Origin of the sequence: Paraburkholderia sp. GAS42 (genome assembly GCF_050436565.1) — a bacterium.
Taxonomy (GTDB): Bacteria; Pseudomonadota; Gammaproteobacteria; order Burkholderiales; family Burkholderiaceae; genus Paraburkholderia.
On record NZ_JBNDML010000019.1, the window covers coordinates 138012 to 162294 of the forward strand.

Genomic DNA, 24283 nt, shown 5'->3' on the forward strand with positions numbered 1-24283 from the left:
TTGACTTAAAAAAGTCCGTATATGAATAATACGTTCATTGGTGAATGAACGACCACCAATTTATAAGAAAGCGCAGGGCAACGTGCCGGACGCCGACCATTGGCTTCCGGCGGTTCAACAACGCAGATCCCGGAGACAGGCATGACGTTCGCAAAACGGCCACACACGGCCCGCCGTTTCATCCAGAAGACTTTATCGGTCAGCCTCGCCGCAGCGTGCGTCGCAGGCGTGGCGCTGGGCACGACCGCGCACGCCGCGGACGCCGGCAAGGTCGGCCTCGGCCTGCCGCTGCTGACTTCGCCGTTCTGGCAGTCGTACAACAATTACCTGCCGAAGTACGCGAAGGACATGGGCATCGACATTCTCGCGCCCGTGAATTCGAACGGCGATCCGGTGCAGCAGATCACCGACATGAACAACCTGCTGAACCTCGGTTCGAAGGGCATCGTCGTCGGGCCGCTGGATTCGGCGGCGATCAGCCGGGCACTGGACGCCGCTTCGGCGAAGAACGTGCCGGTCGTCGCCGTCGACGTCGCGCCGACGCAGGGCAAGGTCGCGATGGTCGTGCGGGCCGATAACCACGCGTACGGCGAGAAGGCGTGTACCTACATCGGCGAGCACGTGAAAGCGGGTAAGGTCGTGCAGATCATGGGCGATCTCGGCTCGGTGAATGGACGCGACCGCTCGGAAGCGTTCCGCACATGCATGAAGAAATTTCCGGCGCTGACGGTGCTGGAAATCCCGGCGGGCTGGAAGGGCGACGTCGCGGCGACCGGGCTTGACAGCCTGCTGACCGCGAACCCCGACGTGAAGGGCATCTACATGCAGGCGGGTGGCGTGTATCTGTCGCCGACACTGCAGACGCTGCGCCGCAAGCAGATGCTGTATCCGGCGGGTGATGCGAAGCACGTCGTGATCGTCAGCAATGACGGCATCCCGCAGGAATTCGACGCGATCCGCCGCGGCGATATCGATGCAACGGTCTCGCAGCCGGCCGACCTGTACGCTAAATACGGCCTGTACTACATCAAGGCCGCGCTCGCCGGACAGACGTTCAAGCCGGGCCCAACGGATCACGGCAGCACCATCATCGAGCTGGCGCCGGGAAGACTCGAAGACCAGTTGCCCGCGCCGCTCGTGACGAAGGCGAATGTCGACGACAAGAACCTCTGGGGCAACACCGTCAAATGAGTGAAACGACGTCCTCCGCTGTGTCCGCCGTGGTTGAAGCGCTTGGTGTGACGAAGCGCTTCGGCTCGACGGCCGCGCTGAAAGACGTGAGCATCCGCGTGATGCCCGGCGAGTCGCATGCACTCGTCGGGCGCAACGGGGCCGGGAAATCGACGCTGGTGTCGATGCTCACCGGCCTGCGCAGGCCGGATGCGGGCGAGATCCGCTTCGGCGGCGCGGCTGCGCCGCCGATCGCGGACCGCGATGCGTGGCGCGAACGCGTCGCGTGTGTCTATCAGCATTCGACGATCATCCGCGATCTGAGCGTCGCGGAGAATCTGTTCATCAACCGGCAGCCGGCGCGGCGTGGCGTGATCGACTGGTCAGCGATGCGGCGCGATGCGCGCGCGTTGCTGGACCACTGGAAGATCGACGTACGTGAAGATGCCCGCGCGGGCGATCTGTCGGTCGAGGCGCGCCAGCTGGTGGAAATTGCGCGGGCGCTTTCGTATGGCGCGCGCTTCATCATCCTCGATGAGCCGACGGCGCAGCTCGATGGCGATGAAATCAAACGCCTCTTCAAACGTATTCAGGAACTGCAGCGCGAAGGCGTGACGTTCCTTTTCATCTCGCATCATCTGCAGGAGGTGTACGAGATCTGCCAGGCGGTGACGGTGCTGCGCGATGCGCGGCATATCGTCAGCGCACCGGTTTCCGCGCTGCCGCGTGAACAGTTGATCGAAGCGATGACAGGCGAACGCGGCGGCCTGAACGTCGCCGACGCGGCGGCACGCGAAGCATTGCCACATGACACGAAGACCGCGCTCGAAGTCGCGAATCTCGTGGGCGCAGATTACGACGACGTGTCGTTCACCGTGAAGCGCGGCGAAGTCGTCGGCCTGACGGGCGCGACGAGCAGCGGACACACGAGCGTCGCCGAAGCGATCGCCGGTTTGCGCAACGTAAAGAGCGGCGAGATCCGCGTGGACGGCAACGCGTTGCCTTCGGGCGACGTCCCCGCTGCGTTAGCCGCAGGCGTCGGCTGCGTGCCGAAGGATCGCCATCACGAAGGTTTGGTACTGACTCAATCGATAGCGGAAAACGCATCGATGACGATTACACGCCTGCTCGGCAGATTCGGTATCGCACCGCCCGCGAAGAAAAACGCCTTCGGCCAGAAGATGATCGACGCGCTTGGCATCGTCGCGCAAGGGCCGGAACACGTTGTGTCCGGCCTCTCGGGCGGCAACCAGCAAAAGGTCGTGATGGCGCGCGCACTCGCCACCGATCCGAACGTGCTTGTCCTGATCGACCCCACCGCGGGCGTCGACGTGAAATCGAAGGAAGCGCTGCTGTCCGTCGTGGACCGGGTGCGCGAGGACGGCAAGGCCGTGCTCGTCGTCTCCGGCGAACTCGACGATCTGCGCACCTGTGACCGCGTGCTGGTCATGTTCCGTGGACGCGTCGCCGCCGAATTCCCGGCCGGCTGGCAGGACCACGACCTTATCGCCTCAGTTGAAGGAGTCAGTCTCCATGAAGAATAGTGCGCCCACGCCCGCCTTTGCGACGGGTCAGGCACAGGTCAGCGCGGTTGCTGCGCAGCGCCGCCGTCCGCGTATCGAATTCGCACGTCTGCGCGATCTCGCGCTGGTGCCGGCGATCGCGCTGCTGCTTGTGATCGGCGCGTTTGTCAGCCCGAGCTTTTTGACGAAAGCGAATCTGATCAGCGTACTCGGCGCATCGGCGGCGCTCGCACTCGTCGTGCTCGCCGAATCGCTGATCGTGCTGACCGGCAAGTTCGATCTTTCGCTTGAATCGACGGTAGGCATCGCGCCCGCGGTCGGCGCGATGCTCGTGATGCCCGCTGCGTCCGCCGGTTTTGGGCTGCAATGGCCGACGGCGATGGGTCTCTTCGCGATCCTCGTGGTGGGCGCGGTGATCGGCTTTATCAACGGCTTTCTCGTCGTGCGGCTTCGGCTGAACGCGTTCATCGTCACGCTGGCCATGCTGATCGTGCTGCGCGGCATGCTCGTCGGCGCGACCAAGGGCGGCACGCTGTTCGACATGCCGCCGTCGTTCTTCACGCTCGCCACCACGATCGTGCTCGGCCTGCCGGTTTCCGTGTGGCTCGCCGCAGCCGCGTTCGCTGTGGCCGCGTTCATGTTGCGCTATCACCGCATCGGGCGCGCGTTGTATGCGATCGGCGGCAATCCGGAGGCGGCGCGCGCGGCGGGTATTCGCGTTGAGCGCATCACGTGGGGCGTGTTCGTGCTCGGCAGCATGCTCGCTGCGACTGGCGGCCTGATCGTGACGGGCTACGTCGGCGCGATCAACGCCAATCAGGGCAACGGCATGATCTTCACGGTGTTCGCGGCGGCGGTGATCGGCGGCATTTCACTCGACGGCGGCAAGGGCACGATGCTCGGCGCGCTCTCGGGTGTTTTGTTGCTCGGCATCGTGCAGAACCTGCTGACGCTCGCACAGGTGCCGTCGTTCTGGATCCAGGCGATTTACGGCGCGATCATTCTTGGTTCGCTGATGGTGGCGCGCCTCGCGGGTGGCGAAGGCCAGAACTGACCCGAACCATCACGGAGACAACATCTTGAGCAGTCCAATGACAGACCCGCGCCTCATCCTGCTGACACCGCAGGATAACTGCCTGATCGCGGCGGCGCGGCTCGAAGCCGGATCGCAGGTCGAGATCGAAGGCGAACGCATCACGCTCGCGAAAACGATCGACCTCGGCCACAAGGTCGCGCGCCGTGCGCTGGTCACGGACGAGAAGGTGCTGCGCTACGGCGCGGTGATCGGCCACGTGACGGAGCCGGTCGCTCGCGGCGCGCATCTGCATACGCACAACCTCGAAAGCGACTACCTGCCGACCTACACGCACGACGCCGGCCACGCATTCGTGCATCACTGACCGCGGCTTTTTCGCCGTGCTGGAACGAACGATCATGACTGATACTTCTGTTGCATCCGTTGTCATCCAGCCTGCGCAGGCTGTGCCACCATCGCTGCAAGGCTATCCGCGCAGCGATGGCCGCAAGGGCATCCGCAATGTCGTCGCGGTGGCGTATCTCGTCGAATGCGCGCATCACGTCGCGCGCGAAATCGTCACGCAGTTTCGCGAGCCGCTCGATGCGTTCGACGATCCGTCAAGCGAGCGCGAGCCGCCCGTCCATCTGATCGGTTTCCCGGGCTGCTATCCGAACAGCTACGCCGAGAAGATGATGCAGCAGCTCACCACGCATCCAAACGTCGGCGCAGTGCTGTTCGTATCGCTGGGTTGCGAGAGCATGAACAAGCATTACCTCGTGGATGTGGTGCGCGCGAGCGGCCGGCCCGTCGAAGTGCTGACGATCCAGGAAAAAGGCGGCACGCGCAGCACGATCCAGTACGGCGTCGACTGGGTGCGCGATGCCCGCAAACAGCTTGCGGCGCAGCAAAAAGTGCCGATGGCGCTCGATGAACTCGTGATCGGCACGATCTGCGGCGGTTCGGACGGTACGAGCGGCATCACCGCCAATCCCGCCGTGGGCCGCGCATTCGATCATCTGATCGATGCGGGCGCGACCTGCATCTTCGAGGAAACCGGCGAGCTGGTCGGCTGCGAATTCCATATGAAGAGCCGTGCGGCCCGGGACGACCTGGGCGATGAAATCGTCGCTTGCGTTGCGAAGGCGGCGCGCTACTATTCCATCCTCGGACACGGCAGCTTTGCAGTCGGCAATGCGGACGGCGGGCTGACGACGCAGGAAGAGAAATCGCTTGGCGCCTATGCGAAAAGCGGCGCATCGCCGATTGTCGGCATCGTGAAGCCCGGCGATGTGCCGCCCACAGGCGGCCTTTATCTGCTCGACGTCGTGCCCGATGGCGAACCGCGCTTCGGCTTTCCGAACATCAGCGATAACGCGGAGATTGGCGAACTGATCGCGTGCGGTGCGCATGTGATCCTGTTCACGACCGGACGCGGATCGGTGGTCGGCTCGGCGATTTCGCCCGTGATCAAGGTTTGCGCGAATCCGTCGACGTTCCGCAATCTCGCCGGCGACATGGATGTCGACGCCGGGCGTATTCTGGAGGGCCGCGCGACGCTCGACGAAGTCGGCCGCGAAGTGTTCGACCAGACCGTAGCCGTAGCGCAGGGCGCGGCGTCGAAGTCGGAAGCGCTTGGGCACCAGGAGTTTATCCTGACGTACAAGACGTTCGAGCCGGTTGGGCCGGCGTGCCTGCCGTCGAGTGCAGCGCAGCATCGCGTAGTTGAAATCGCGTCGATTTGAAACGCGGGCAATGAGGAGGCTTGTGAATGACAACAGCGGCGAATCCGAAGGTCAGCCAGCGGCGCGGCATTGGCCGGCGTGACCTGAAAGTGACCGGTCTCGGTCTGGGCACGGCGCCGCTCGGCGGCCTGTATCGCGACCTCTCCGACGAGGAAGCGCAGGCCACGATCGACGCCGCGTGGGACGCCGGCGTTCGCTATTTCGACACCGCACCGCACTACGGACACACGAAGGCCGAACATCGGCTTGGTCACGCGCTACGCAACTATCCGCGTAGTGAATACGTGCTGTCGACCAAAGCCGGCCGGCGCTTCGTGCCGCGCACGCATCCCTACGACGGCAGCGAAGGCTGGCAAAACCCGCTGCCATTCGAGGCAATCTACGACTACACACACGACGGTATTCTTCGCTCATTCGAAGACAGCCAGCATCGGCTTGGCATGGTCGATATCGACATCCTGCTGGTTCACGATATCGGCCGCTATACGCATGGCGATCGCAACGTGCACTACTGGAAGCAGTTGACCGAAGGCGGCGGCTTCAAGGCGCTCGACGAACTGCGCGCCAGCGGCGCAGTAAAAGCGCTAGGCCTCGGTGTCAACGAAGGCGCGGTCATTCTCGAAGTAATGGCCGAATTCGATATCGACTGCGCGCTGCTCGCCGGTCGCTATACGTTGCTGGAGCAGGACACGTTGAACGATCTGCTGCCGGCATGCGAAGCACGACACGTGAGCATTCTGCTCGGCGGCGCGTTCAATTCGGGCATTCTCGCGCGTGGTGTGCAGGGTGATCTGAAATACAACTACGGCAATGCGCCGCAGGATGTGATCGATCGTGTCGCGCGTCTTGAAGCGATTTGTCGCGTGCACGGCGCACCGCTTGCCGCGGCCGCATTGCAGTTTCCGTATGCGCATCCGGCGGTCGCCACCGTGCTGACGGGCGCGCGGAGCGCCGCTGAGTTGCGCGAGAACGTCGCATCGTTCGAACGTGAATTGCCGCTCGCGCTGTGGAAAGCGCTGCGCGAAGGTCTGCTCGATTCGCGTGCGCCGGTGCCCGGAGACTGACGTGGCCGCGCGCATCGATGCTCACCAGCACTACTGGAACCCGGATCGCGGCGATTACGGCTGGTTGACCCCGGAGCTGACGTCGCTGTATCGCACGTTTGGTCCCGCTGATCTCGCGCCGTTGCGTGCTGCTACGCGCGTCGATGCAACGGTTGTCGTGCAGGCTGCGCAGACTGTCGATGAAACGCGTTATCTGCTGGACATTGCGCGTAACGAACCGTCCGTTGCGGGCGTAGTGGGCTGGGTGCCGCTGCTCGATGACGATGCGCCTGCGCTAATCGCCGAACTTGCGCGCGATCCGAAGTTCAAGGGCGTGCGTCCGATGCTTCAGGATCTTCCCGACGATAACTGGATCGCGAATCCAGCGCTGAAGCCCGCCATCGAAGCGTTGATCGCGCATGATCTCGCATTCGATGCGCTGATCTTCGCGCGCCACGTCGATGCGCTGGAAACGTTCATCACGCGCTTCCCGCAGCTACGCATCGTGATCGATCACGGCGCAAAGCCGCCGATCCGCGATGGCGCGTCGGGCTGGCAGCCGTGGGCCGATGGCATCGAGCGGCTTGCGCGTCTGCCGCATGTTCACTGCAAGCTGTCCGGTCTCGCAACCGAAGCCGCGCCCGGCTGGAACGAAGCCACATTGCGGCCCTATGTTGACCATCTGCTTGCGCACTTCGGACCGTCGCGTCTGATGTGGGGCAGCGACTGGCCGGTGCTGAACCTGAATGGCGACTACGAGAGGTGGCACGCAGCGGCGAACACATTGCTTGCGTCGCTGTCAGAGACGCAATGCGCTGCGGTGCTCGGCGGCAACGCGTCAGCCTTCTATCGACTATGAATTCATGGAGCGCGTGCAGACACTGTGTCAGCGCGCGCTGCAATACCCGGTATGACTCAAACGCCATTTCAACTGGAGCCGTAGATGATACAAAGACTGGCCGGCAAGACGGCCCTGATCACCGCCGCCGGGCAGGGCATCGGACTCGCGACCGCGGAGCTCTTCGCGCGCGAAGGCGCACGTGTGATCGCCACGGATATCCGCATCGATGCGCTCGCCGGGAAGCCCGTCGAGGCACGAAAACTGGACGTGCGTGACGACGCCGCGATCAAGGCGCTCGCCGCCGAACTCGGTGCGATCGATGTGCTGTTCAACTGCGCGGGATTCGTGCACGCAGGCTCGATTCTCGAAGCGAGCGAGGAAGACTGGGATTTCGCCTTCGATCTGAACGCGAAGGCGATGTACCGGACGATTCGCGCGTTTCTGCCTGCAATGCTCGAGAAAGGTGGCGGCTCTATCATCAACATGTCGTCGGCGGCATCGAGTATCAAGGGCGTGCCGAACCGTTTCGTGTATGGTGCTTCGAAGGCGGCCGTGATCGGGCTTACAAAGGCGGTTGCGGCAGACTTCGTCACACGCGGTGTGCGCTGCAACGCGATCTGTCCGGGCACGGTGGCTTCGCCGTCGCTCGAACAGCGGATCGCCGCGCAGGCACAGGCGCAGGGCGCGACAGTCGATGCCGTGCAGGCGGCCTTCGTCGCGCGCCAGCCGATGGGCCGTGTCGGCAAGCCGGAAGAGATCGCAGCGCTCGCGCTGTATCTTGCATCGGATGAATCCGCGTTCACCACCGGTCACGCGCACGTGATCGACGGTGGCTGGTCGAACTAGCTGCACCCTGGCCGAGGCCGGGTTCGCTTTGCACGTTTTTTTACTGAACACCAGGGAATGCCACGATGAAACTGCTTCGTTATGGACCGAAAGGTCAGGAAAAACCGGGTTTGCTCGATGCACAGGGCAAGATTCGCGATCTGTCGAAAGTGGTCGCCGATATCGGCGGTGACGTGCTGACCGACGCTGGTCTTGCGAAACTGCGCGCGGTCGATCCGGCGTCGCTGCCGGTGGTCGAAGGCAATCCGCGGATGGGCCCGTGCGTGGCCAACATCGGCAAGTTCGTGTGTATCGGGCTGAACTATGCCGATCACGCGGCCGAATCGAATCTGCCGGTGCCGGCCGAACCGGTCGTCTTCAACAAGTGGACGAGCGCGATCATTGGCCCGAACGACGACGTCGAAATCCCGCGCAACTCGAAGAAGTGCGACTGGGAAGTGGAACTTGGCGTGGTGATCGGCAAGCCGGCCAAATACATCGACGAAGCGAACGCGCTGGATTACGTGGCGGGCTATTGCGTGATCAACGACGTGTCGGAACGCGAATGGCAGATCGAGCGTACGGGTACGTGGGACAAGGGCAAGGGCTTCGACACGTTCGGACCGATCGGCCCGTGGCTCGTCACGCGCGATGAAGTCGCCAACCCGCAAGCGCTTGATCTGTGGCTGGAGGTGGACGGCCATCGTTACCAGAACGGCAACACGAAGACGATGGTGTTCACGGTCGCGAAACTCGTTTCGTACCTGTCGCAGTGCATGAGCCTGCAACCGGGCGACGTGATTTCGACCGGCACGCCGCCGGGCGTCGGCATGGGCGTGAAGCCGAATCCGGTGTTCCTGAAGCCGGGCCAGACGATGCGCCTTGGCATTCAGGGCCTCGGCGAGCAGACACAGCGGACGTACGCAGCAGAATAAGCGTGGTAGCTGCAGGCGCGGCCCGTATGGGCCGCGCGCCGCGGGCGACCTGTTTCTCCATCAGGCGCCCGCTTTACTTCTCCATCAAGCCGGCGCCGCGACTTCCGTGCCTTCCGCCATGCGGTTGATCGTGCCCTGCGCCACTGCGATGAGCTTCTCCGAGCCGTCGTCCATCACGAAGATACTGCACTGGCAGGTCGCCTGATTGCGGCCGGCGTGGACGACCTGCGCGCGCGCCATCAGCGTGCCGTTTATCGCGGGCCTCAGATAGTTGATCTTGTATTCGCCCGTCACGACGCGTGGCCCGAGCGTGAGCGCCCCGGCAAACGTCAATGCGTTGTCCGCCAGATAACTGATCACACCGCCGTGTACGAAACCATGTTGCTGCCTCAGTTCATCGCGAATCGGCAGGGAGAGCGTCAGTTCGTGTGCGCCGGTGTTCATGAGTTCGGCGCCAAGCAGCATGCTGAATGGCTGCGCGTGCAGTGCGCCACGTGCGCGATCGAGTAGATCAGTCATCTCGGTTCCTTCGGGCGTCGCCCGGCTGGTTCCTGTCCACTCTAGGAAGCGGTTGCGCACTGCGTCAAGGTGATTTGAAGAAATTGACCTCGGATTGTTGTGGAGATCAAAGGCAATTCGCCAGATGCGTGGGGTACACGGCGCATCTCAACTCTTTTCGCGCATTGCACCTCAAGCCTTCGCGGGTATTGCCGTAAACCCGTAGTCAATCCCGTCATTCCCTTGCAATTCAGGTGTTCTCGATGTTCAGCAAAATCAAGGTCGCTTCCGGCCTGTTGTGCGTTCTAGTCGCTTTCTGCGTATTCCAGCTGTTGACGGAGGGTCTGGGTTTCTGGTCGTTGACCCGTACGCACGATGACGTCGGCGACCTGTCCAACGTGGCGCTGAAGCAGATGAATGCTGTCGGCGAAACCACACAGCATTTGATGGACGCGCGTATTAATCTGTCGCGCGCTGGCACGCGGATGGTTCGCGGCGGTGCCGAACCGGCCGAAATCGTCCAGCACGCGCGTGACCAGTTGAAGGAGGCGGAGCGTTCGTTCGGCGCCTTCAACAGCGCGCCGAAGATGAATGACGAAAACAGCGCGCGCGCCGCCGCGCTCACCGAGCGCTATACGAAACTGCACGCGGCGTTGAGCGAGCTCGTCCAGTTTCTCGATTCCAACAACATCCAGGCCTTTCTCGATCAACCGACGCAGTCGTTCCAGGACGCGTATCTCGCCGAGCAGCACAACTTCGTGCAGTTCGCCGACGCGGCCAGCCGCGCGTCGCTCGATTCGATCGACGGACGTCTTGCGCTCTTCCGCGGCGTCGGTATCGCGATTCTGGCGTTGCTGCTGGCCGGCACGACTGCGGTCTTTATCGTGCTGAAACGCGGCGTCGTGGCGCCGCTTGAAGAAGCGGGCCGTCACTTCGACCGCATCGCGCAGGGACGTCTTGACCAGCCGATCGCATCGCGCGGCACGAATGAAATCGGCCGTCTCTATTCGGGTCTTTCGATCATGCAGGCGAGCGTCGCGCGTACGGTGAAGACCGTGCGCGATTCCGCCGATTCGATTCACCTCGGCGCGGACGAAATTGCGACGGGTAATGCGGACCTGTCGGCGCGCACGGAGAACCAGGCCGCTTCGCTGGAAGAAACCGCATCGAGCATGGAAGAGCTGACCGCCGCCGTGCGCCAGACCGCCAGCCACGCCCGCGAAGCGAACGCGCTTGCGGAAAATGCACTCGACGCGACTTCGCGCGGCAGCGACGTCGTGAACGAAGTGGTCGAAAAGATGCGCGGTATTGCGCAGAGTTCGGACAGGATCGCGGAGATCATCAGCGTCATCGATGGCATTGCGTTCCAGACGAACATCCTCGCGTTGAACGCGGCCGTCGAAGCGGCACGCGCGGGCGAGCAGGGGCGCGGCTTCGCAGTGGTGGCGGGCGAGGTGCGCGGACTCGCGCAACGCAGCGCGCAGTCGGCGAAGGAGATCAAGACGCTGATCAGCGAATCGGTCGCGGAGATTCAGGGTGGCTCGGCACTCGTCGAGCGGGCGGGCGATGCGATGCGCAACGTGTCGGCATCGATTTCGCGCGTGACGCAGATGATGGCTGAGATCAGCGCGTCGTCGTCGGAACAGAGCACGGGCATCGAGCAGGTCAATCAGGCTGTGGTGCAGATGGATGGAATGACCCAGCAGAACGCGGCGCTTGTCGAAGAAGCGGCTGCAGCTGCGGCGTCGCTGCACCAGCAGACGCAGCAGTTGAAGGACGCGGTCGCGGTGTTCGAGATTTCGGACGCGGTGCTGGCGGCCGAACAGAACGGCGGTTACCCGTCACCGCGCGCGGGCAGATTTGCAATGACCCCGGCGGTATGACTGCATATGGTTTGAAGGCCGCAAACTGAAAAGCCCGCAGGAACAACGTTATGTTCCAGCGGGCTTTTTCGTTCTGTAGCGAAGCCGTCGTTAAGCGCGCTCAAACAGGCAGCGATGCGTACGAAGTAGCCAGATGATAGGGGGTAGTCGATGGCATTTCGGCGCGCGTGATGTCACCCGTCGCCGTCATGCTTTCGATCCATCCGTACTCGCGCAGAAAGCGTTCGCGAAAACGTTCGATCTGCTGCGGCAATAGTGTGCTTGCCGCTGCGTCGTCGCTCGTTGCCAGTGCGCGCAGATATTCGGTCTGCGCCCAGATACGCTGCGTGCTGTCGTTGATGATGCCCGCTTCGTCGAGCGAGGCATACACGCCGCCCGTCGCGTGATCTACGCCGTGCTGCTGCGCGAAGCTGAAGGCACGCGACAGCGCAACGTACAGGCCTGATTGCCCCAACAGGCCAGCGGCGCGACGCGCGAGATAAAACCATTCGAACTGATGACCCGGCTCCAGCCGGTTATCCGCCGAACCGAGCGGCAGCTCCGCGATGCAGCCCGTCGGCTGGTGCAGGAACGTGCGCGCCACGCCTTCGACGAGGCCCGTGAGCGAGGTCGCAAACGCCGCATCTTTCGTTGCGTCATGTGCGGCGAGCCACGCTTCGGTCAGATGCATCAGCGGGTTTTGTATCGGCGTGCCAGTGACGGTCGAGAAATCCGCATCGAGCGCGGCATTGAGCAATCCGCCCGGTGCAGCGAAGCGCTCAATGATTTGCGCCGACGTTTCATTCATCACGTCGAGCGCGTCGCGATTGCGCGAACGTGCAAAGTACTCCGCGCATGCAAACACGACGAATGCGTGCGTGTACAGATCCTTCGTTGTGTCGAGCGGCGCGCCTTTGCCATCGACGCTATAGAACCATCCGCCATTCTGTGCGTCATGAAAATAGCGACGTAATGTGTCGAACAGCGTATCGGCGTGGGAGATATCGCCGGCCTGCGAGAAAACGAAAAGCTGGCGCGCGCACGCCATCGCGCGATAGCGTGTGACAGGCAACGGCCGATGGTCGTGACCGATGGCTTCGTAAGGCAGCTTGAGCGCGGAATTGAAGCCCGGTCCGCGCCATACCGGCAGGACAACCTGTGCGAAATGAGTGCGTAGCAGGGCGGCGGGAGCGGCCGTGGAAGCGGATGATGTCATGCGGCTGGCGTGTCGTGCAGATCAGAAAACGGGAGAACCGGGCGTGTCGCGGCGCAGCGTCGAAGCGCGCCGTCGCGCCGGCTGTGCGCAAGGATAAACCAGAAGGACAGTGGCGGCACGTTACACGTATTTCCCGGCGTATTTGCACGAATTCCCGGCGGCTGCCTCGCGCGGCCGTGCGACAATGCGGGCTCGAAAAACGAAGATGGCATTTTGCAGCGGCGACCCGCGGCCGGCGAGCGCCGGCTGACGACCAGAACGACCGCTCCTTTCCCCATGGCAGATTCCGCAGATTTCGCAGCATCCCCGAATTCCCGCCCGCGTCGCGCCCGTTCGACAAAGCCACGCGAGGCTACCGTCTCCACCGAAACCGAAAACAAGCTGGCCCGCGCCGCGCGCTCCGCGCAGCGGCTCGCGCAACTGAGCGACGTGCCGCGCGACGACAGCACGCTCGACCTGTTCCCCGACGATCCCACGCGCGCCACGCTCGAAGCCATGACCATCGACGTCCGGCAAGGCACGCTGACGGGTTTCGAACTGCCGCCCGAGGTGCTGGCCGCTGTGGGCGTCACGAACGGCGGCGATGCCCTGGCCAGCGATGCGAAGTCGACGCGGCGCGTGACGCGCGCGGCGAAGGTGGACGAGGCGGCGTCGCTGTCGATGCAGGCGAGCGTGCTGGACGAGCGCGTGGAGCCGTCTATTGATGATGCGGTTGAAAGCACAACAGAACGCGCGACCGGACACGCCGATGGTGCGCCCAGCGCGACCGACGCCGCGACGCAAAACAATCGCGCGGAACTGAACACGACGGCAACCGCGACGCGCGAGGCCCGCGACGTGGATGCTAAACCCGCGACCCCTGACGCGTCCGCCCGCGCAGCCGTTGATGCCGGCGCCGCAACGGCCAGCGCATCAGCGAAACCGGCAAACGCCGATCGAGACGTATCCAGCCAACCGGGCGCGCCGCAGACATCCGCCTTGACGCATGCCGCCGCGCCGGAACTCGACCGCGCTCGCGCGACGGCCTTCGCGGACACCGTCGATGCGCTGTACGGCGTGATCGCCGACCAGCGTCGCGCGGCCACCGATCATTCGCGGCGAATGAAATGGATGCTATCGATCGTCGTCGCTGCGCTGCTCGTGACAGTCGCGATCGGCATCACGCAGACGATGCTCCTGATGCGGCTCACGCGCGATTCAACCGCGCAGCAGCAGCGCATCGAACAGATGATGCTGAACCAGCAGGCGACGCTGTCGACACTTCTCGACACCGATTCGGCGACTGTCAGCGTACCCGCCGTCGTGCCCGTGGCGCCGGACACGCCCGCTGCCGACGCCGCACCACGGTCCGCTTCGCCAGCAACCACGGCCAGGCACACGGCCAGAACCCAGCACGGACACAAGCCGAAAACGGCGCCGTCGCACTGATCTGGCACTGCAGTTGTTGTAATGATGCAACGCACCAAACCGCCCGGAGCGGTGCGGCAAAGCGCCCGGTGAATGAAATGCTGCATTGCACTAGATTTTACTCAGGGATAACCCTATAATGCTTCTTAAGGGAAAACCCTAGCCATTCATTCAACCGGGAGTCGCCATGAGCTTGATCCTTGCACTGCTTCAAAAGGTTAGCGACCTCTTTGCGTCGCCGTTTCTTCCGCTGGACTCTGACTACTCGCACGAAGCGCGTTATCGCGAAGCCGAACGCGTTCGCAAGTCGCAGCGCGTCGCCATTTTCGGCTTCCTGCGCGGCTAACCAGCCAGCGCGGCGCGCGGTTCGTCCGCGCGTCATGGCGTGCGCTTAACGCGCATGTCCCGAATCAAGGCCCGATGTGGAAATTCCGCATCGGGCCTTTTTTCGTCTGTGTGGACTGCAATGACGAAATTCCGCCGCCGAAGGTTTTCGATCGAAACGCCACCTTCATTCTCCAAAAGCATCTTTGGACCGACCGACATCCTCGCCCCCAGAAAGCGCCAACCTTTTGATTTCCTTTCATTTTCCCCTGGATTTTCCAACTTTCACCAGGCGGAATATTTCTCAACCCGAAGGGATGTAACGGCAATTGACGTAATCGGCTGGCCGTCCCGGGTTGAAGTTCAGCGCAGGCCTTGATCCTGCTGGAATTTTTTGGCGCCAGACCGCGCCGCGCCGCGCCAGGCAGTGAAATGCGCGCTTACAAGTCCTCACGGTTGTGAGCGGGTCACGTCGCTAAAGTGGGTTTCAAGCGCAACACGCCGGGTTTCCCAAACCAGCAGCAAGAGGCAGTACAAGCTTCGCACCCGGCGCGCGTTGAACCTAAAAAGGGAGATTCATTATGAAAATCTTGAGCCGTACGACCCGTTCCGTGATCGCCACCGTACTCGCAGGTGGCGCGTTGCTCACCGCAAGCTCCGCCTTCGCGCAGCACGATCCGATGATGCGCGACGGCGTGCCTGCGGCCAGTTACGGCCAGCCGCACATGATGCCGGTTGGCGTCAGCATCAACGTCGGCTGGCATGGCGACCGCTATTACGACGGCCACCGTTACTGGCAGCACGACGAATGGATGCGCCATCACCCGCATGATCGGGATCCGTACCATCACGACGAGCATCATCAGCCAGAGCACTATTGAAATCGATCGCGCGTTGATGGCGCGAACCGCATGACGCCCGCAACACCGTCATGCGCGCAAAGGAGGCCGGCGCTCTCGCAAGAGAGGCCGGCCTCTCTACATCCAGGCGCCGCCACGCGAAACGCTTCGCTGCGCTATGCTTCAAAGCTTTCATCGATGTCGCAGGAGAGTGGCTTGAACGACGATAGGGCAGTAATGGGCGTGGTCGGCACGGGTTTGATGGGCGTCGGCATCGCGACGCAATGCGCGTTGCACGGATACCGGACAATCGTCCACGATGTCGACGCTGCGCGTCTCGCGAGCGTCGCGCCGAAGGCCGAAGCCGTGCTCGACGAACTGATCGACGCTGGCCGTATCGACCGCGCGGCGAAAGTGGCCGCGCTTGCGCGCATCGAGACGCATGACTCGCTCGACGTGATGGCGTCGGCGCAGTTCATCATCGAAGCGATCCCTGAAGTGCTTGCGCTCAAGCATCGCCTGTACGAAGCGCTCGACAAAATTCTCGCACCAGACGCGATTCTTGCCAGCAATACGAGCGGCTTTCCGCCCGACGCTTTGAGCGGCCCGCTGCGCGCCAAAGCGCGCTTTGTGATTGCGCATTTCTGGAATCCGCCGCATATGATTCCGCTCGTCGAGGTGGTGCCGGGCAGTGAAACGACCCAGGAAGTCACGGCGAAGACCGTCGAACTGATGTCGGCGATCGGTATGGAGCCGGTGCTGCTCGCGAAGGCGATTCCTGGTTTTGTCGGTAACCGGCTGCAGTTTGCCGTGCTGCGTGAAGCGCTCAACATCGTGCGCTCGGGCGCCGCCACGCCGGATGAAGTCGATCGTGTGATGAAGGCGTCGCTCGGACGACGCTGGGGCATCGTCGGTCCGTTCGAAGGTGCGGATATGGGCGGCCTCGATACGTTTGTCGATATCGCGTCGCATCTGATGCCGGAACTCGCGAAAGACGAGAACGTCATCGATCTGCTGCGCGAACAGGTGAACGCGGGGCGCGTCGGTGTGCGTAGCGGTGCCGGGTTTTACGACTGGGACGATGCGCACCTGGCGCAGGTGAAGGAAGGGCGCAAACGCGTGATCAGCCGCGGTTGAACGCAGTGAACAGCACGGCATCAACAATCATCGAGACATGCTCATGAACCCCGACGTCCACTTCTACGACCCCGCCGAAGGTCATGGCCTGCCGCACGATCCGTTCAAGGCGATCGTCGCGCCGCGCCTGATCGGCTGGATTTCGACCCGCTCGGTCGAAGGCCGGCTGAACCTCGCGCCCTACAGTTTCTTCGGCGCGTTCGCGACGTTTCCGTCGATCATCGGATTCAGCAGCGAAGGCTACAAGGACAGCATCCGCAACATCGAAGCCACCGGTGAATTCGCCTGGAATCTCGCAACGAAGCCGCTGGCGGAGCGGATGAACCAGTCGTCCGCCCCGGTTGGACCCGAGGTCGACGAATTCGAACTATCAGGGCTGACGCCCGCGGCGGGCCGTAACATCGCGGCGCCGCACGTCGCGGAAGCGCCGGCCGCGCTCGAATGCAAACTGCTGCAGATCGTCCGGCTGCACTCGCTCGACGGCAAGCCGATGGACAACTATCTGGCGCTGGGTCAGGTAGTCGGCGTGCATATCCAGAAGGCGTTTCTGAAGGACGGCCTGTTCGACACACACGCCGCGCAGCCGGTCATGCGCGCCGGTTATCGCGCTGACTACGCGCAGATCGGCGAGATGTTCCAGATGTTCCGGCCGACCGCCTAGGCGCATTCACGCCTGACAGGCCTGACAGAACTGGCACTCCGGCGCGGGCACGCCGGATCGGCTGGCTTCAACAGCGCCAGCCGGCCGCGCGGTCGACCGAAGCCGACCCGTGCATCACTCCCGCCCGGACGCACCCACCTTGAACACGCTGACCACCTGCGCGAGCCGCCCGGCCTGATCGCGCAGGTCGGCGGCCGCGCGTTCCGCCACGCCCACAATCGTTGCGTTCTGCTGCGTCGCTTCACCGATCTGCGTGACGGCGAGATTCACCTGCTCGATGCCGCCCGACTGTTCGCGCGACGCGACGCTGATTTCGCCCATGATGGCCTGCACGCGTCCCACCTGTTCAACGATGCCGTTCATCGTCGAGCTGGCTTCTTCAGCGATCCGGTAGCCGGATTCGACACGCGCCGTCGATTCGCCGATCAGCGCTTCGATTTCCTTGACCGCCGCCGCGCTGCGCTGCGCGAGCGCGCGCACTTCGGAAGCGACGACCGCGAAGCCCTTGCCGTGCTCGCCCGCGCGCGCTGCTTCGACGGCCGCGTTCAGCGCGAGGATGTTGGTCTGGAACGCGATGCCTTCGATCACGGTCGTGATGTCGGCGATCTTTTGTGATGAACGGCTGATGTCGCCCATCGTCGATACGACGCGCTGCACTGCGCGGCCGCCATCGAGCGCGGCCGCAGACGCGCTCGTGACGAGTGTGTTCGCCTGCGCGGCGTGGGCGGCGTTCTGCTGCACCGTCGACGTGATCTGTTCCATGCTCGCCGCGGTTTCCTCCAGGCTGCTCGCCTGCGTCGCGATGCGCGCGGCGATATCGCCGCTGCCGGCGGCGATTTCCGCCGTACCGTGCGTCATGTCCGCGGAAGCGCCGCGCACCTGCGTGACGATTCGCGCGAGCCCTTCGCCGATGCCGTCGATGGCAGTCAGCAGGCGGCCGATCTCGTCAGTGCGGCCGTTCGCGACACGCACGCTCAGGTCGCCCGCAGCAAGACGTTCCGACGCCTTCGCGGCTTCGTCGAGCGGACGGCTCACCATCCGGCGCACGGCGATGAGGAAGAACGCCGCGAAAGCCGCGACCAGCACGAAACCGGCGATGAGAAAGCGGTTGCGCGTGGCCACGACTTCGTCCATCACTTCGTCGCGCGGCGCAATGCCGCCGACGAGCCATTGCCATTCCGGCACGCTGATAAAGGAGACGTACTTGTCGCGCGAATGCGTTTCGCCGAGCGTCGTGTCCGTCGACGTGTACGCCAGTCGCCCTTCCTTCGCGTCAAGCATCTGTTTGTACGGCGCATTCGCGTCGTCGGCGGCCTGGCCGGTGGCGGCCGGATGGACGATGAACTTGCCGCGGTCCGGCCCGTTCGACGCATTCAGGACGAAGTAGTAACCGCTGTCGCCGATCTTCAGCTGACGGATGCCGTCTTCGATCGACTTGATCTGCGGACCTACGTCGACGCCGACGAAGAGCGCACCGATCACGCGGCCACTGGCGTCCATGACGGGCTTGTATTGCGTGATGAAACGTTTGCCAAACAGCGCGGCAAGACCGGTGTACGTCTTGCCGGCCAGTACCAGCGAATACGCCGGGCCCTTGCGGTCGAGCAGCGTGCCGATCGCGCGTGAGCCATCCTGCTTCTTCAGCGATGTCGTGACGCGCACGAAGTCGTCGCCGGTGCGCGCGAACACGGTTGCGATCGCGCCGCTGCGCTCCAGAAACTGGTCGGGAATCGAAAAGTCGAGATTGAGCGGCTTGTCGCCGGCTTTCATGGTCGGCGTGGCGACGCCGTTGATGTCCACTTTCCGGGTTTCGTCGACCGTATAGTTCGACGGCAGGAAGCTCGCAAAAAGCGTCATCGAACGGCCGACTTCGGCGACGAGGCTGCTGTCGAACAGCGAGATCATCGCGGCGATCGAGCGATCTTTTTCGCCGATGCGGGCCACCACCTGCTCGCTGACCTGGTCGCCGGCGGAACGGGTGACGGCCCACGTGAACGCCGCGAAAATGACCGCCACGATCGCGCACGAGAGCATGGCCAGCCTGGCGCCGACGCTGGCGCGGCGCAGAGAAAGAATATCCATGGATTTTTGGCGTTAGAAGGACAGGACACCGTCTGCGATGTGGCACGCGCGACGGCATGACAGCTATCCCCGTTTATCGGCCACCAATCCTGATTTCTTTAACCTTACACAATAATTGCGGTTTTAGTCCTTGACTCGCCAGGTCCGCAGCAGCAGCGCATTTGTCACGACGCTGACGCTCGAGAACGCCATCGCGGCGCCCGCCAGCATCGGATTGAGCAAGCCGAACGCGGCCAGCGGAATGCCGATCAGGTTGTAGACGAACGCCCAGAACAGGTTCTGCTGGATCTTGCGCCACGTGCGGCGCGAGATATCGATTGCCGCCGCGACCAGCGCCGGGTCGCCGCGCATCAATGTGATGCCGGCCGCCTGCATGGCGACATCGGTGCCCGTCGCCATCGCGATGCCGATATCGGCGGCGGCGAGCGCGGGCGCGTCGTTGATGCCGTCGCCCGCCATCGCGACGATGCCGGCCGTGCGGATCTTGAGATCGCGGATCACGCGGGCCTTGTCGTCCGGCAACACCTCGGCGTGGAATTCGTCGATGCCGAGCGCGGCCGCGACACTTGCCGCGCTGCCACGGTTATCGCCTGTCACGAGTACGCTCCTGATGCCCATCTGTTTGAGATGATTGATGGCTTCCTTCGCGGTCGGTTTGAGCGTGTCGCCGAACGCGATCAATGCCAGCGCGGCGGGCGGCGTATCGACGCTCATCAGCCACGACACGGTATTGCCTTCGGCTTCCAGCTGCTGCGCGCGTTGTGTGAATGCGTCCGGCACGGCAGTGCCGAGTTCGGCGAGCCAGCGTGCACTGCCGATCGCGAGCCTTCGTCCGTCGACATCTGCTTCGACGCCACGGCCCGGCACGGCGCGCGCGCCGCTGGACACCGCATGCCGCGCGCCTTCCGCCCGCCCGTACTCCGCCGTTATCGCCCGCGCCAGCGGATGGTCGCTATGCCGCTGCACGGCCGCAGCGAGCGAGAGTGCCTCGTCGCGCGCCATCCCGATAGCTTCGAACGCGGTGACCGACGGCTGGCCAAGCGTCAGCGTGCCAGTCTTGTCGAATGCCACCACGTTGACGCGATGCGCGATTTCGAGCGCTTCCGCGTCCTTGATCAGCACGCCCTGGCGCGCGGCGACGCCGGTGCCGGCCATGATCGCAGCGGGCGTCGCGAGGCCGAGCGCGCACGGACACGCGATGACCAGCACGGCGACCGCGTTCAAGATGGCGGTCTCGAATCCCGCGCCCGCGAGCAGCCAGCCGCCGACCGTCAGCGCGGCGATCACGAGAATCACCGGCACGAAGATCGCGCTCACGCGATCGACGAGCCGCTGGATCGGCGCCTTCTCCGCCTGCGCCGATTCGACGAGCCGGATGATGCGGGCGAGCGTCGTTTCCGCGCCGATCGCGGTCGTCGTGACGGCAATCGCGGCTTCGCCGTTGATCGAGCCTGCGGTGACGGTGTCGTCCGGCTGCTTCGCGACCGGCAGGCTTTCGCCGGTAATCAGCGATTCATCGATATGCGTACGGCCTTCGAGCACAGCGCCGTCCACGGGCACACGCTCGCCCGGTCGCACGACGACGATCGTCCCGACGCGCACCTGCGCGAGCGGCACTTCGCGTTCTTCCGCACCGACGCGGATGCGCGCCCGGTCGGGCCGCAGCGCGTTGAGGGCGCGGATGGCGTCAGTGGTGTGGCGCTTCGCGCGGGCTTCGAGCCACTTGCCGAAGCGAACCAGCGTGATCACGACGGCGGAGGCCTCGAAATACAGATGCGCGATGTCGCCCGGGTGCGTGACCAGTTGATAGACGCTGATCCCATAAGCCGCCGACGTGCCGAGTGCGACCAGCAGATCCATATTGCCCGCACCGGCGCGCACCGCCCGGTACGCGGCCCGGTAGAAACGCGCGCCGAACACGAATTGCACGACGCTCGCCAGCGCGAGCTGCAGCGCCGCGGGCAGCATTGCGTGCGCGCCGAACCATTCGCCGACCATCGGCACAATGAGCGGCAGCGTCAGCAGCGCGGAGAGCAGGACGGCGTAGAACTCGCGGCGAGTTGTATCGCGGGCACGGTCTGCCACCGCGGAGACAGCACCGGCATCCGCGGTGGCCGTTTCCTCAACGATGGGCGTCGCTTCGTAGCCCGCCTTCCTGACCGCTTCGACCAGCTGATCCGTACTCACGGCTTCGCGCAGATTGACCGTCGCCTTTTCCGTGGCCAGATTGACCGAGACGCTGCCGACGCCCGGCACGCGCGCGAGCGCCTTTTCAACGCGCGCTGAACACGAAGCGCAGGTCATGCCGCTAATCGCGAGTTCGGTCACTTCATGCGCGACCGGAGCGGCTTCATAGCCTGCTTTGGTGACGGCGGCGACGAGTTCGTCAGCGGCGACGGCCGGGGCTGCTTCGATGGTGGCGATTTCAGTCGCCAGATTGACGGATGCACGCGTCACGCCGGGCACGCGTGCGAGGGCTTTCTCGACGCGGTTCGCGCACGAAGCGCACGTCATGCCGCCGATGTCGAGTTCGACGGTGGCAGGCACGATGCGCGGGTGAGTGGAAAGATCGGTCATGGTTGAGTCAGGGTCCGGTGGGGGCAGGGTCGCCGCCCGATAGACCCAGTATCAACATTCCAATGATGGGAAGGTCAAGGGCTAATGATGCGATCTGCGGGCATTCCGGCGCAAAGCCTTATGCGAAAAGGCTCCGCGCGGCATGGGTGCAGGCTCGACGCAGGTTCGACGCGATTAAAATTGGCTCAACCGCGGCTCAGGCAGCCTGAAGTAAGCCCGCGCAAACTGTGAAGCCGCTCAGATCGCAGGCGGCGCCTTCAGCATGGCTTCGGCCACATCCCGCTGCTCGTCGCTGCCGCGTTCGCGCAGCGCCTCGGCGGCGCCGCGGCGATCGGCCGTTTCCTTGTTCTGGCCCAGTTTCCATTTTCCGGTGAGCTTCGTCACCTCGATTTCGATGCCGACAATCGCGCCGACCATCTGCGAAAGGAAATCGGCCGGCGCATCGCCCATCTTCCACGGCTTCGGCTCGTTCGCTTCCATCTTGCGCGTCAGTCGCGCCACCAGACCGCGCACGAAAGTTTCATCGTCGTGGACGACAATCCTGCCGTGCGCATGCACCACCATATAGTTCCAGGTGGGCACCTGGCGATGCGTCTCATGCTTGCTGGGATACCACGTTGGCGATATGTACGCGGTCGACCCCTGAAAGATCACCAGCGCGTCGGGCCTTTCGGCAGCTTCGCGCCACAGGGGATTAGCCCGCGCGACGTGCGCCCGCAACGTGCCAAGCGGCCCGCGCGACGGATCGAACTCGAACGGCACATGGTTCGCGTCGAGGCCGTCTGGTCCGTGGGTGACGAGTGCGCCGAATGGATGACGTTCGATCAGACTGTGCAGTACCTCGGGACGCTTTTCTTCGAAATGGGCGGGGATGTACATACAACGCTCCGGGGCGAAATGACGACTTTTTGAATGTGCGAAAGGTGCCCGGGTTAGTGTAAAAACCGGGTTGGCGAATGCAGAACGAGTCTTTACGCGCCTTTGCGCTTGCCTGGCCGTCAAGGATACGATACAACCCGATGTCGGGATCAGAATCGCGCGGCTTCACAGATAACCCGGGGGGGCGCCTGTGAACAGGATCGCATGATCGTCGGCACCCAATGGACCGTCTGTTCCGCAAGATCATCGAATGATAAAAAATCGACGAGAACTGTTTTCCTTCCACTGGACCTGCGCGTCGCTTGCAGGCCTTGCGTTCCTCGCCGGTTGCGCCTCGACGCCGGCGTCCTCGCCGAAAACCGCCGGCTGGATCAAGGACGAGGTCGCCGATTCCTATGTATTCGGCTATCCGCTGGTGCTGATGGACGTCGCGCGCGAGGCCGCCACCGGCACCGATCCGGGACAGGCGCCCGTTAATACGCTGCGTCACGCGCAGGCGCTGCCGCCTGTCGGCGCGGCCCGCCCGTCCACGCCGAGTATCGACACGCTCGATTCGACCGGCTGGCTCGATGTCAGCGCCGAACCCGTCATCGTCGCGCTGCCCGATTCGCACGGCCGCTATCTCGACGCCCGCGCACTTGACATGTGGACGAACGTGATCTGGTCGACAGGTGCGGATTCGGGTGTGCGCCCGGCCAGTGCAAAATCGCAAACCATTGCATTCGTCCAGAAGGACTGGCACGGCGACCTGCCCGGGAACGCGAAGCGCGTCGAGGTCGCGACGCGCTACGTGTGGTTTACCGCGCGCATCCAGACGAACGGCTCGCGCGACATCACAGCGGTGCGCAAGCTTCAGCGCAGTATCCGCGTGGCGCCGCTCAGCGTGTTTAACGGCGATACGCGTGTGGCCTCGGTCGTGACGCGCAACATGATGCCCGAGATGAGCGCAGCGGGCGCGCCGCCCGCGAAGGTGGCCGCGCTCGACGCCGCCGGCTTCTTCGGCCGTCTGGCGCAGGCGCTGGCGGACAACCCGCCCGCGCCGGACGATCCGCACGCGCTGAAAATCCTCGCGGATCTCGGCGTGACGCCGGGCGCGCCGTTGCAGTTGCCCGCCAGTGCCGGCGACGCCATGGCCGCTGGTCTTGCCGAAGGTCACGACCGCGTTGCAACCGCGCCGTCGAACGTGCTGGCGGCCAACGGCTGGAGCTGGTTCGGCGATGGCGTCGGCAACTACGGCCCGGATTACGCATTGCGCGCGTACGCGGCGTACACGGCGCCGGGCATCGGCACCAGGGACGATGAAGTGCGGGCAGCCGTCGCGCAGGACAGCGACGGCCATGCGCTGAACGGCGCGAACCGTTATGTGGTCCACTTTGCGCCGAACCAGGTGCCGCCGGTGCGCGGATTCTGGTCGATCACCGCCTATACGAAGGACGGCGCGCTCGGCGAAACGACGCCGCCGCGCGTGTCGGTTGGCGATCGAAACGGCGCGAAGCGCAACCGCGATGGCTCGCTGGACGTGACGGTTTCGGCGGCGCGCGTGAAGGCGGCGAACTGGCTACCGGCGCCGCGCGCGGACTTCCAGCTGGTGATGCGTCTGTACGCACCGAAGCCGCAGGCCGGCGACGGTTCGTGGCAACCGCCGGAAGTCGTCCGGCAGTAAGGTGGCAGATGATCCGTCACGTGAGGCGTCAGAAGAGATGA

The 24283-nt window shown here is 63.9% G+C and carries 21 protein-coding genes; 16 read left to right on the top strand and 5 right to left on the bottom strand.

The features are described from left to right. The first annotated feature begins 141 nt into the window (after positions 1-141). The 9 genes from P3T16_RS25770 (at position 142) to P3T16_RS25810 (ending at position 9097) form a co-directional block, all read left to right on the top strand. Complete coding sequence (locus tag P3T16_RS25770; RefSeq protein ID WP_429344424.1) at positions 142-1191, top strand: sugar ABC transporter substrate-binding protein; 1050 nt, start codon at positions 142-144, stop codon at positions 1189-1191. Then, on the top strand, positions 1188-2714 hold the full coding sequence (locus tag P3T16_RS25775) for a sugar ABC transporter ATP-binding protein (protein WP_429344425.1): 1527 nt from the start codon (positions 1188-1190) through the stop codon (positions 2712-2714). The genes P3T16_RS25770 and P3T16_RS25775 overlap by 4 nt, the downstream gene beginning before the upstream one ends. Continuing rightward, positions 2704-3747: an ABC transporter permease gene (locus tag P3T16_RS25780; RefSeq protein ID WP_429344426.1), complete on the top strand. Its 1044-nt coding sequence runs from the start codon at positions 2704-2706 to the stop codon at positions 3745-3747. The genes P3T16_RS25775 and P3T16_RS25780 overlap by 11 nt, the downstream gene beginning before the upstream one ends. A 37-nt stretch (positions 3748-3784) precedes the next feature. After that, complete coding sequence (locus P3T16_RS25785; RefSeq protein WP_429344427.1) at positions 3785-4093, top strand: UxaA family hydrolase; 309 nt, start codon at positions 3785-3787, stop codon at positions 4091-4093. Positions 4094-4127: 34 nt separating this feature from the next. Beyond that, entirely contained in the window at positions 4128-5453 is a 1326-nt protein-coding gene (locus P3T16_RS25790; RefSeq protein WP_429254053.1) for a UxaA family hydrolase, read from the top strand. A gap of 26 nt (positions 5454-5479) precedes the next feature. Continuing rightward, entirely contained in the window at positions 5480-6517 is a 1038-nt protein-coding gene (locus P3T16_RS25795; RefSeq protein WP_429344428.1) for an aldo/keto reductase, read from the top strand. Position 6518: 1 nt separating this feature from the next. After that, the gene (locus P3T16_RS25800; RefSeq protein ID WP_429344429.1) at positions 6519-7355 is read left to right on the top strand and encodes an amidohydrolase family protein; all 837 of its coding nucleotides are present in this window, start codon (positions 6519-6521) and stop codon (positions 7353-7355) included. A gap of 84 nt (positions 7356-7439) precedes the next feature. Then, positions 7440-8183: an SDR family oxidoreductase gene (locus tag P3T16_RS25805; protein WP_429254056.1), complete on the top strand. Its 744-nt coding sequence runs from the start codon at positions 7440-7442 to the stop codon at positions 8181-8183. A gap of 65 nt (positions 8184-8248) precedes the next feature. After that, positions 8249-9097: an ureidoglycolate lyase gene (locus P3T16_RS25810; protein WP_429254057.1), complete on the top strand. Its 849-nt coding sequence runs from the start codon at positions 8249-8251 to the stop codon at positions 9095-9097. A gap of 84 nt (positions 9098-9181) precedes the next feature. Here the strand turns inward: P3T16_RS25810 and P3T16_RS25815 are convergent, their stop codons facing one another. Beyond that, positions 9182-9616 (bottom strand): PaaI family thioesterase, encoded by a 435-nt coding sequence (locus P3T16_RS25815; protein WP_429254058.1) that lies wholly within the window; start codon positions 9614-9616, stop codon positions 9182-9184. Positions 9617-9858: 242 nt separating this feature from the next. Here P3T16_RS25815 and P3T16_RS25820 point away from each other — a divergent pair, with 242 nt between their 5' ends. Next, positions 9859-11478 (top strand): methyl-accepting chemotaxis protein, encoded by a 1620-nt coding sequence (locus P3T16_RS25820; RefSeq protein ID WP_429344430.1) that lies wholly within the window; start codon positions 9859-9861, stop codon positions 11476-11478. A gap of 100 nt (positions 11479-11578) precedes the next feature. On the opposite strand, the gene P3T16_RS25825 is transcribed toward P3T16_RS25820, so the two are convergent. Further along, positions 11579-12673 (bottom strand): AGE family epimerase/isomerase, encoded by a 1095-nt coding sequence (locus P3T16_RS25825; RefSeq protein WP_429344431.1) that lies wholly within the window; start codon positions 12671-12673, stop codon positions 11579-11581. Positions 12674-12949: 276 nt separating this feature from the next. On the opposite strand from P3T16_RS25825, the gene P3T16_RS25830 reads away from it, so the two are divergent. The 5 genes from P3T16_RS25830 to P3T16_RS25850 all read left to right on the top strand — a co-directional run bounded on the left by P3T16_RS25830 (position 12950) and on the right by P3T16_RS25850 (position 17041). Then, the gene (locus tag P3T16_RS25830) at positions 12950-14101 is read left to right on the top strand and encodes a hypothetical protein (protein ID WP_429344432.1); all 1152 of its coding nucleotides are present in this window, start codon (positions 12950-12952) and stop codon (positions 14099-14101) included. A gap of 166 nt (positions 14102-14267) precedes the next feature. Further along, a complete protein-coding gene (locus P3T16_RS25835) occupies positions 14268-14426 on the top strand; it encodes a hypothetical protein (protein ID WP_429254062.1) in 159 nt (52 codons plus the stop codon). Between the two features lie 559 nt (positions 14427-14985). Further along, entirely contained in the window at positions 14986-15285 is a 300-nt protein-coding gene (locus P3T16_RS25840) for a hypothetical protein (RefSeq protein WP_429344433.1), read from the top strand. Positions 15286-15504: 219 nt separating this feature from the next. After that, entirely contained in the window at positions 15505-16380 is an 876-nt protein-coding gene (locus P3T16_RS25845; RefSeq protein ID WP_429344455.1) for a 3-hydroxyacyl-CoA dehydrogenase family protein, read from the top strand. Positions 16381-16423: 43 nt separating this feature from the next. Then, positions 16424-17041, top strand: a complete 618-nt coding sequence (locus tag P3T16_RS25850; protein ID WP_429254064.1) for a flavin reductase family protein — start codon at positions 16424-16426, stop codon at positions 17039-17041. Positions 17042-17155: 114 nt separating this feature from the next. On the opposite strand, the gene P3T16_RS25855 is transcribed toward P3T16_RS25850, so the two are convergent. From P3T16_RS25855 to P3T16_RS25865, 3 genes are all read right to left on the bottom strand, one after another. Continuing rightward, complete coding sequence (locus tag P3T16_RS25855) at positions 17156-19123, bottom strand: methyl-accepting chemotaxis protein (RefSeq protein WP_429344434.1); 1968 nt, start codon at positions 19121-19123, stop codon at positions 17156-17158. A gap of 123 nt (positions 19124-19246) precedes the next feature. Continuing rightward, positions 19247-21700, bottom strand: a complete 2454-nt coding sequence (locus P3T16_RS25860; RefSeq protein ID WP_429344435.1) for a heavy metal translocating P-type ATPase — start codon at positions 21698-21700, stop codon at positions 19247-19249. 237 nt (positions 21701-21937) lie between these two features. Next, entirely contained in the window at positions 21938-22579 is a 642-nt protein-coding gene (locus P3T16_RS25865; protein WP_429344436.1) for an FMN-binding negative transcriptional regulator, read from the bottom strand. A gap of 250 nt (positions 22580-22829) precedes the next feature. On the opposite strand from P3T16_RS25865, the gene P3T16_RS25870 reads away from it, so the two are divergent. After that, on the top strand, positions 22830-24242 hold the full coding sequence (locus tag P3T16_RS25870; RefSeq protein WP_429344437.1) for a DUF1254 domain-containing protein: 1413 nt from the start codon (positions 22830-22832) through the stop codon (positions 24240-24242). Positions 24243-24283 lie beyond the last annotated feature (41 nt).

Coding starts and splice junctions, on each gene's coding strand:
- P3T16_RS25770 (WP_429344424.1), top strand. CDS start 142: ATGACGTTCGCAAAACGGCCACACACGGCCCGCCGTTTCATCCAGAAG.
- P3T16_RS25775 (WP_429344425.1), top strand. CDS start 1,188: ATGAGTGAAACGACGTCCTCCGCTGTGTCCGCCGTGGTTGAAGCGCTT.
- P3T16_RS25780 (WP_429344426.1), top strand. CDS start 2,704: ATGAAGAATAGTGCGCCCACGCCCGCCTTTGCGACGGGTCAGGCACAG.
- P3T16_RS25785 (WP_429344427.1), top strand. CDS start 3,785: ATGACAGACCCGCGCCTCATCCTGCTGACACCGCAGGATAACTGCCTG.
- P3T16_RS25790 (WP_429254053.1), top strand. CDS start 4,128: ATGACTGATACTTCTGTTGCATCCGTTGTCATCCAGCCTGCGCAGGCT.
- P3T16_RS25795 (WP_429344428.1), top strand. CDS start 5,480: ATGACAACAGCGGCGAATCCGAAGGTCAGCCAGCGGCGCGGCATTGGC.
- P3T16_RS25805 (WP_429254056.1), top strand. CDS start 7,440: ATGATACAAAGACTGGCCGGCAAGACGGCCCTGATCACCGCCGCCGGG.
- P3T16_RS25810 (WP_429254057.1), top strand. CDS start 8,249: ATGAAACTGCTTCGTTATGGACCGAAAGGTCAGGAAAAACCGGGTTTG.
- P3T16_RS25815 (WP_429254058.1), bottom strand. CDS start 9,616: ATGACTGATCTACTCGATCGCGCACGTGGCGCACTGCACGCGCAGCCA.
- P3T16_RS25820 (WP_429344430.1), top strand. CDS start 9,859: ATGTTCAGCAAAATCAAGGTCGCTTCCGGCCTGTTGTGCGTTCTAGTC.
- P3T16_RS25825 (WP_429344431.1), bottom strand. CDS start 12,673: ATGACATCATCCGCTTCCACGGCCGCTCCCGCCGCCCTGCTACGCACT.
- P3T16_RS25830 (WP_429344432.1), top strand. CDS start 12,950: ATGGCAGATTCCGCAGATTTCGCAGCATCCCCGAATTCCCGCCCGCGT.
- P3T16_RS25835 (WP_429254062.1), top strand. CDS start 14,268: ATGAGCTTGATCCTTGCACTGCTTCAAAAGGTTAGCGACCTCTTTGCG.
- P3T16_RS25840 (WP_429344433.1), top strand. CDS start 14,986: ATGAAAATCTTGAGCCGTACGACCCGTTCCGTGATCGCCACCGTACTC.
- P3T16_RS25845 (WP_429344455.1), top strand. CDS start 15,505: ATGGGCGTCGGCATCGCGACGCAATGCGCGTTGCACGGATACCGGACA.
- P3T16_RS25850 (WP_429254064.1), top strand. CDS start 16,424: ATGAACCCCGACGTCCACTTCTACGACCCCGCCGAAGGTCATGGCCTG.
- P3T16_RS25855 (WP_429344434.1), bottom strand. CDS start 19,123: ATGGATATTCTTTCTCTGCGCCGCGCCAGCGTCGGCGCCAGGCTGGCC.
- P3T16_RS25860 (WP_429344435.1), bottom strand. CDS start 21,700: ATGACCGATCTTTCCACTCACCCGCGCATCGTGCCTGCCACCGTCGAA.
- P3T16_RS25865 (WP_429344436.1), bottom strand. CDS start 22,579: ATGTACATCCCCGCCCATTTCGAAGAAAAGCGTCCCGAGGTACTGCAC.
- P3T16_RS25870 (WP_429344437.1), top strand. CDS start 22,830: ATGATAAAAAATCGACGAGAACTGTTTTCCTTCCACTGGACCTGCGCG.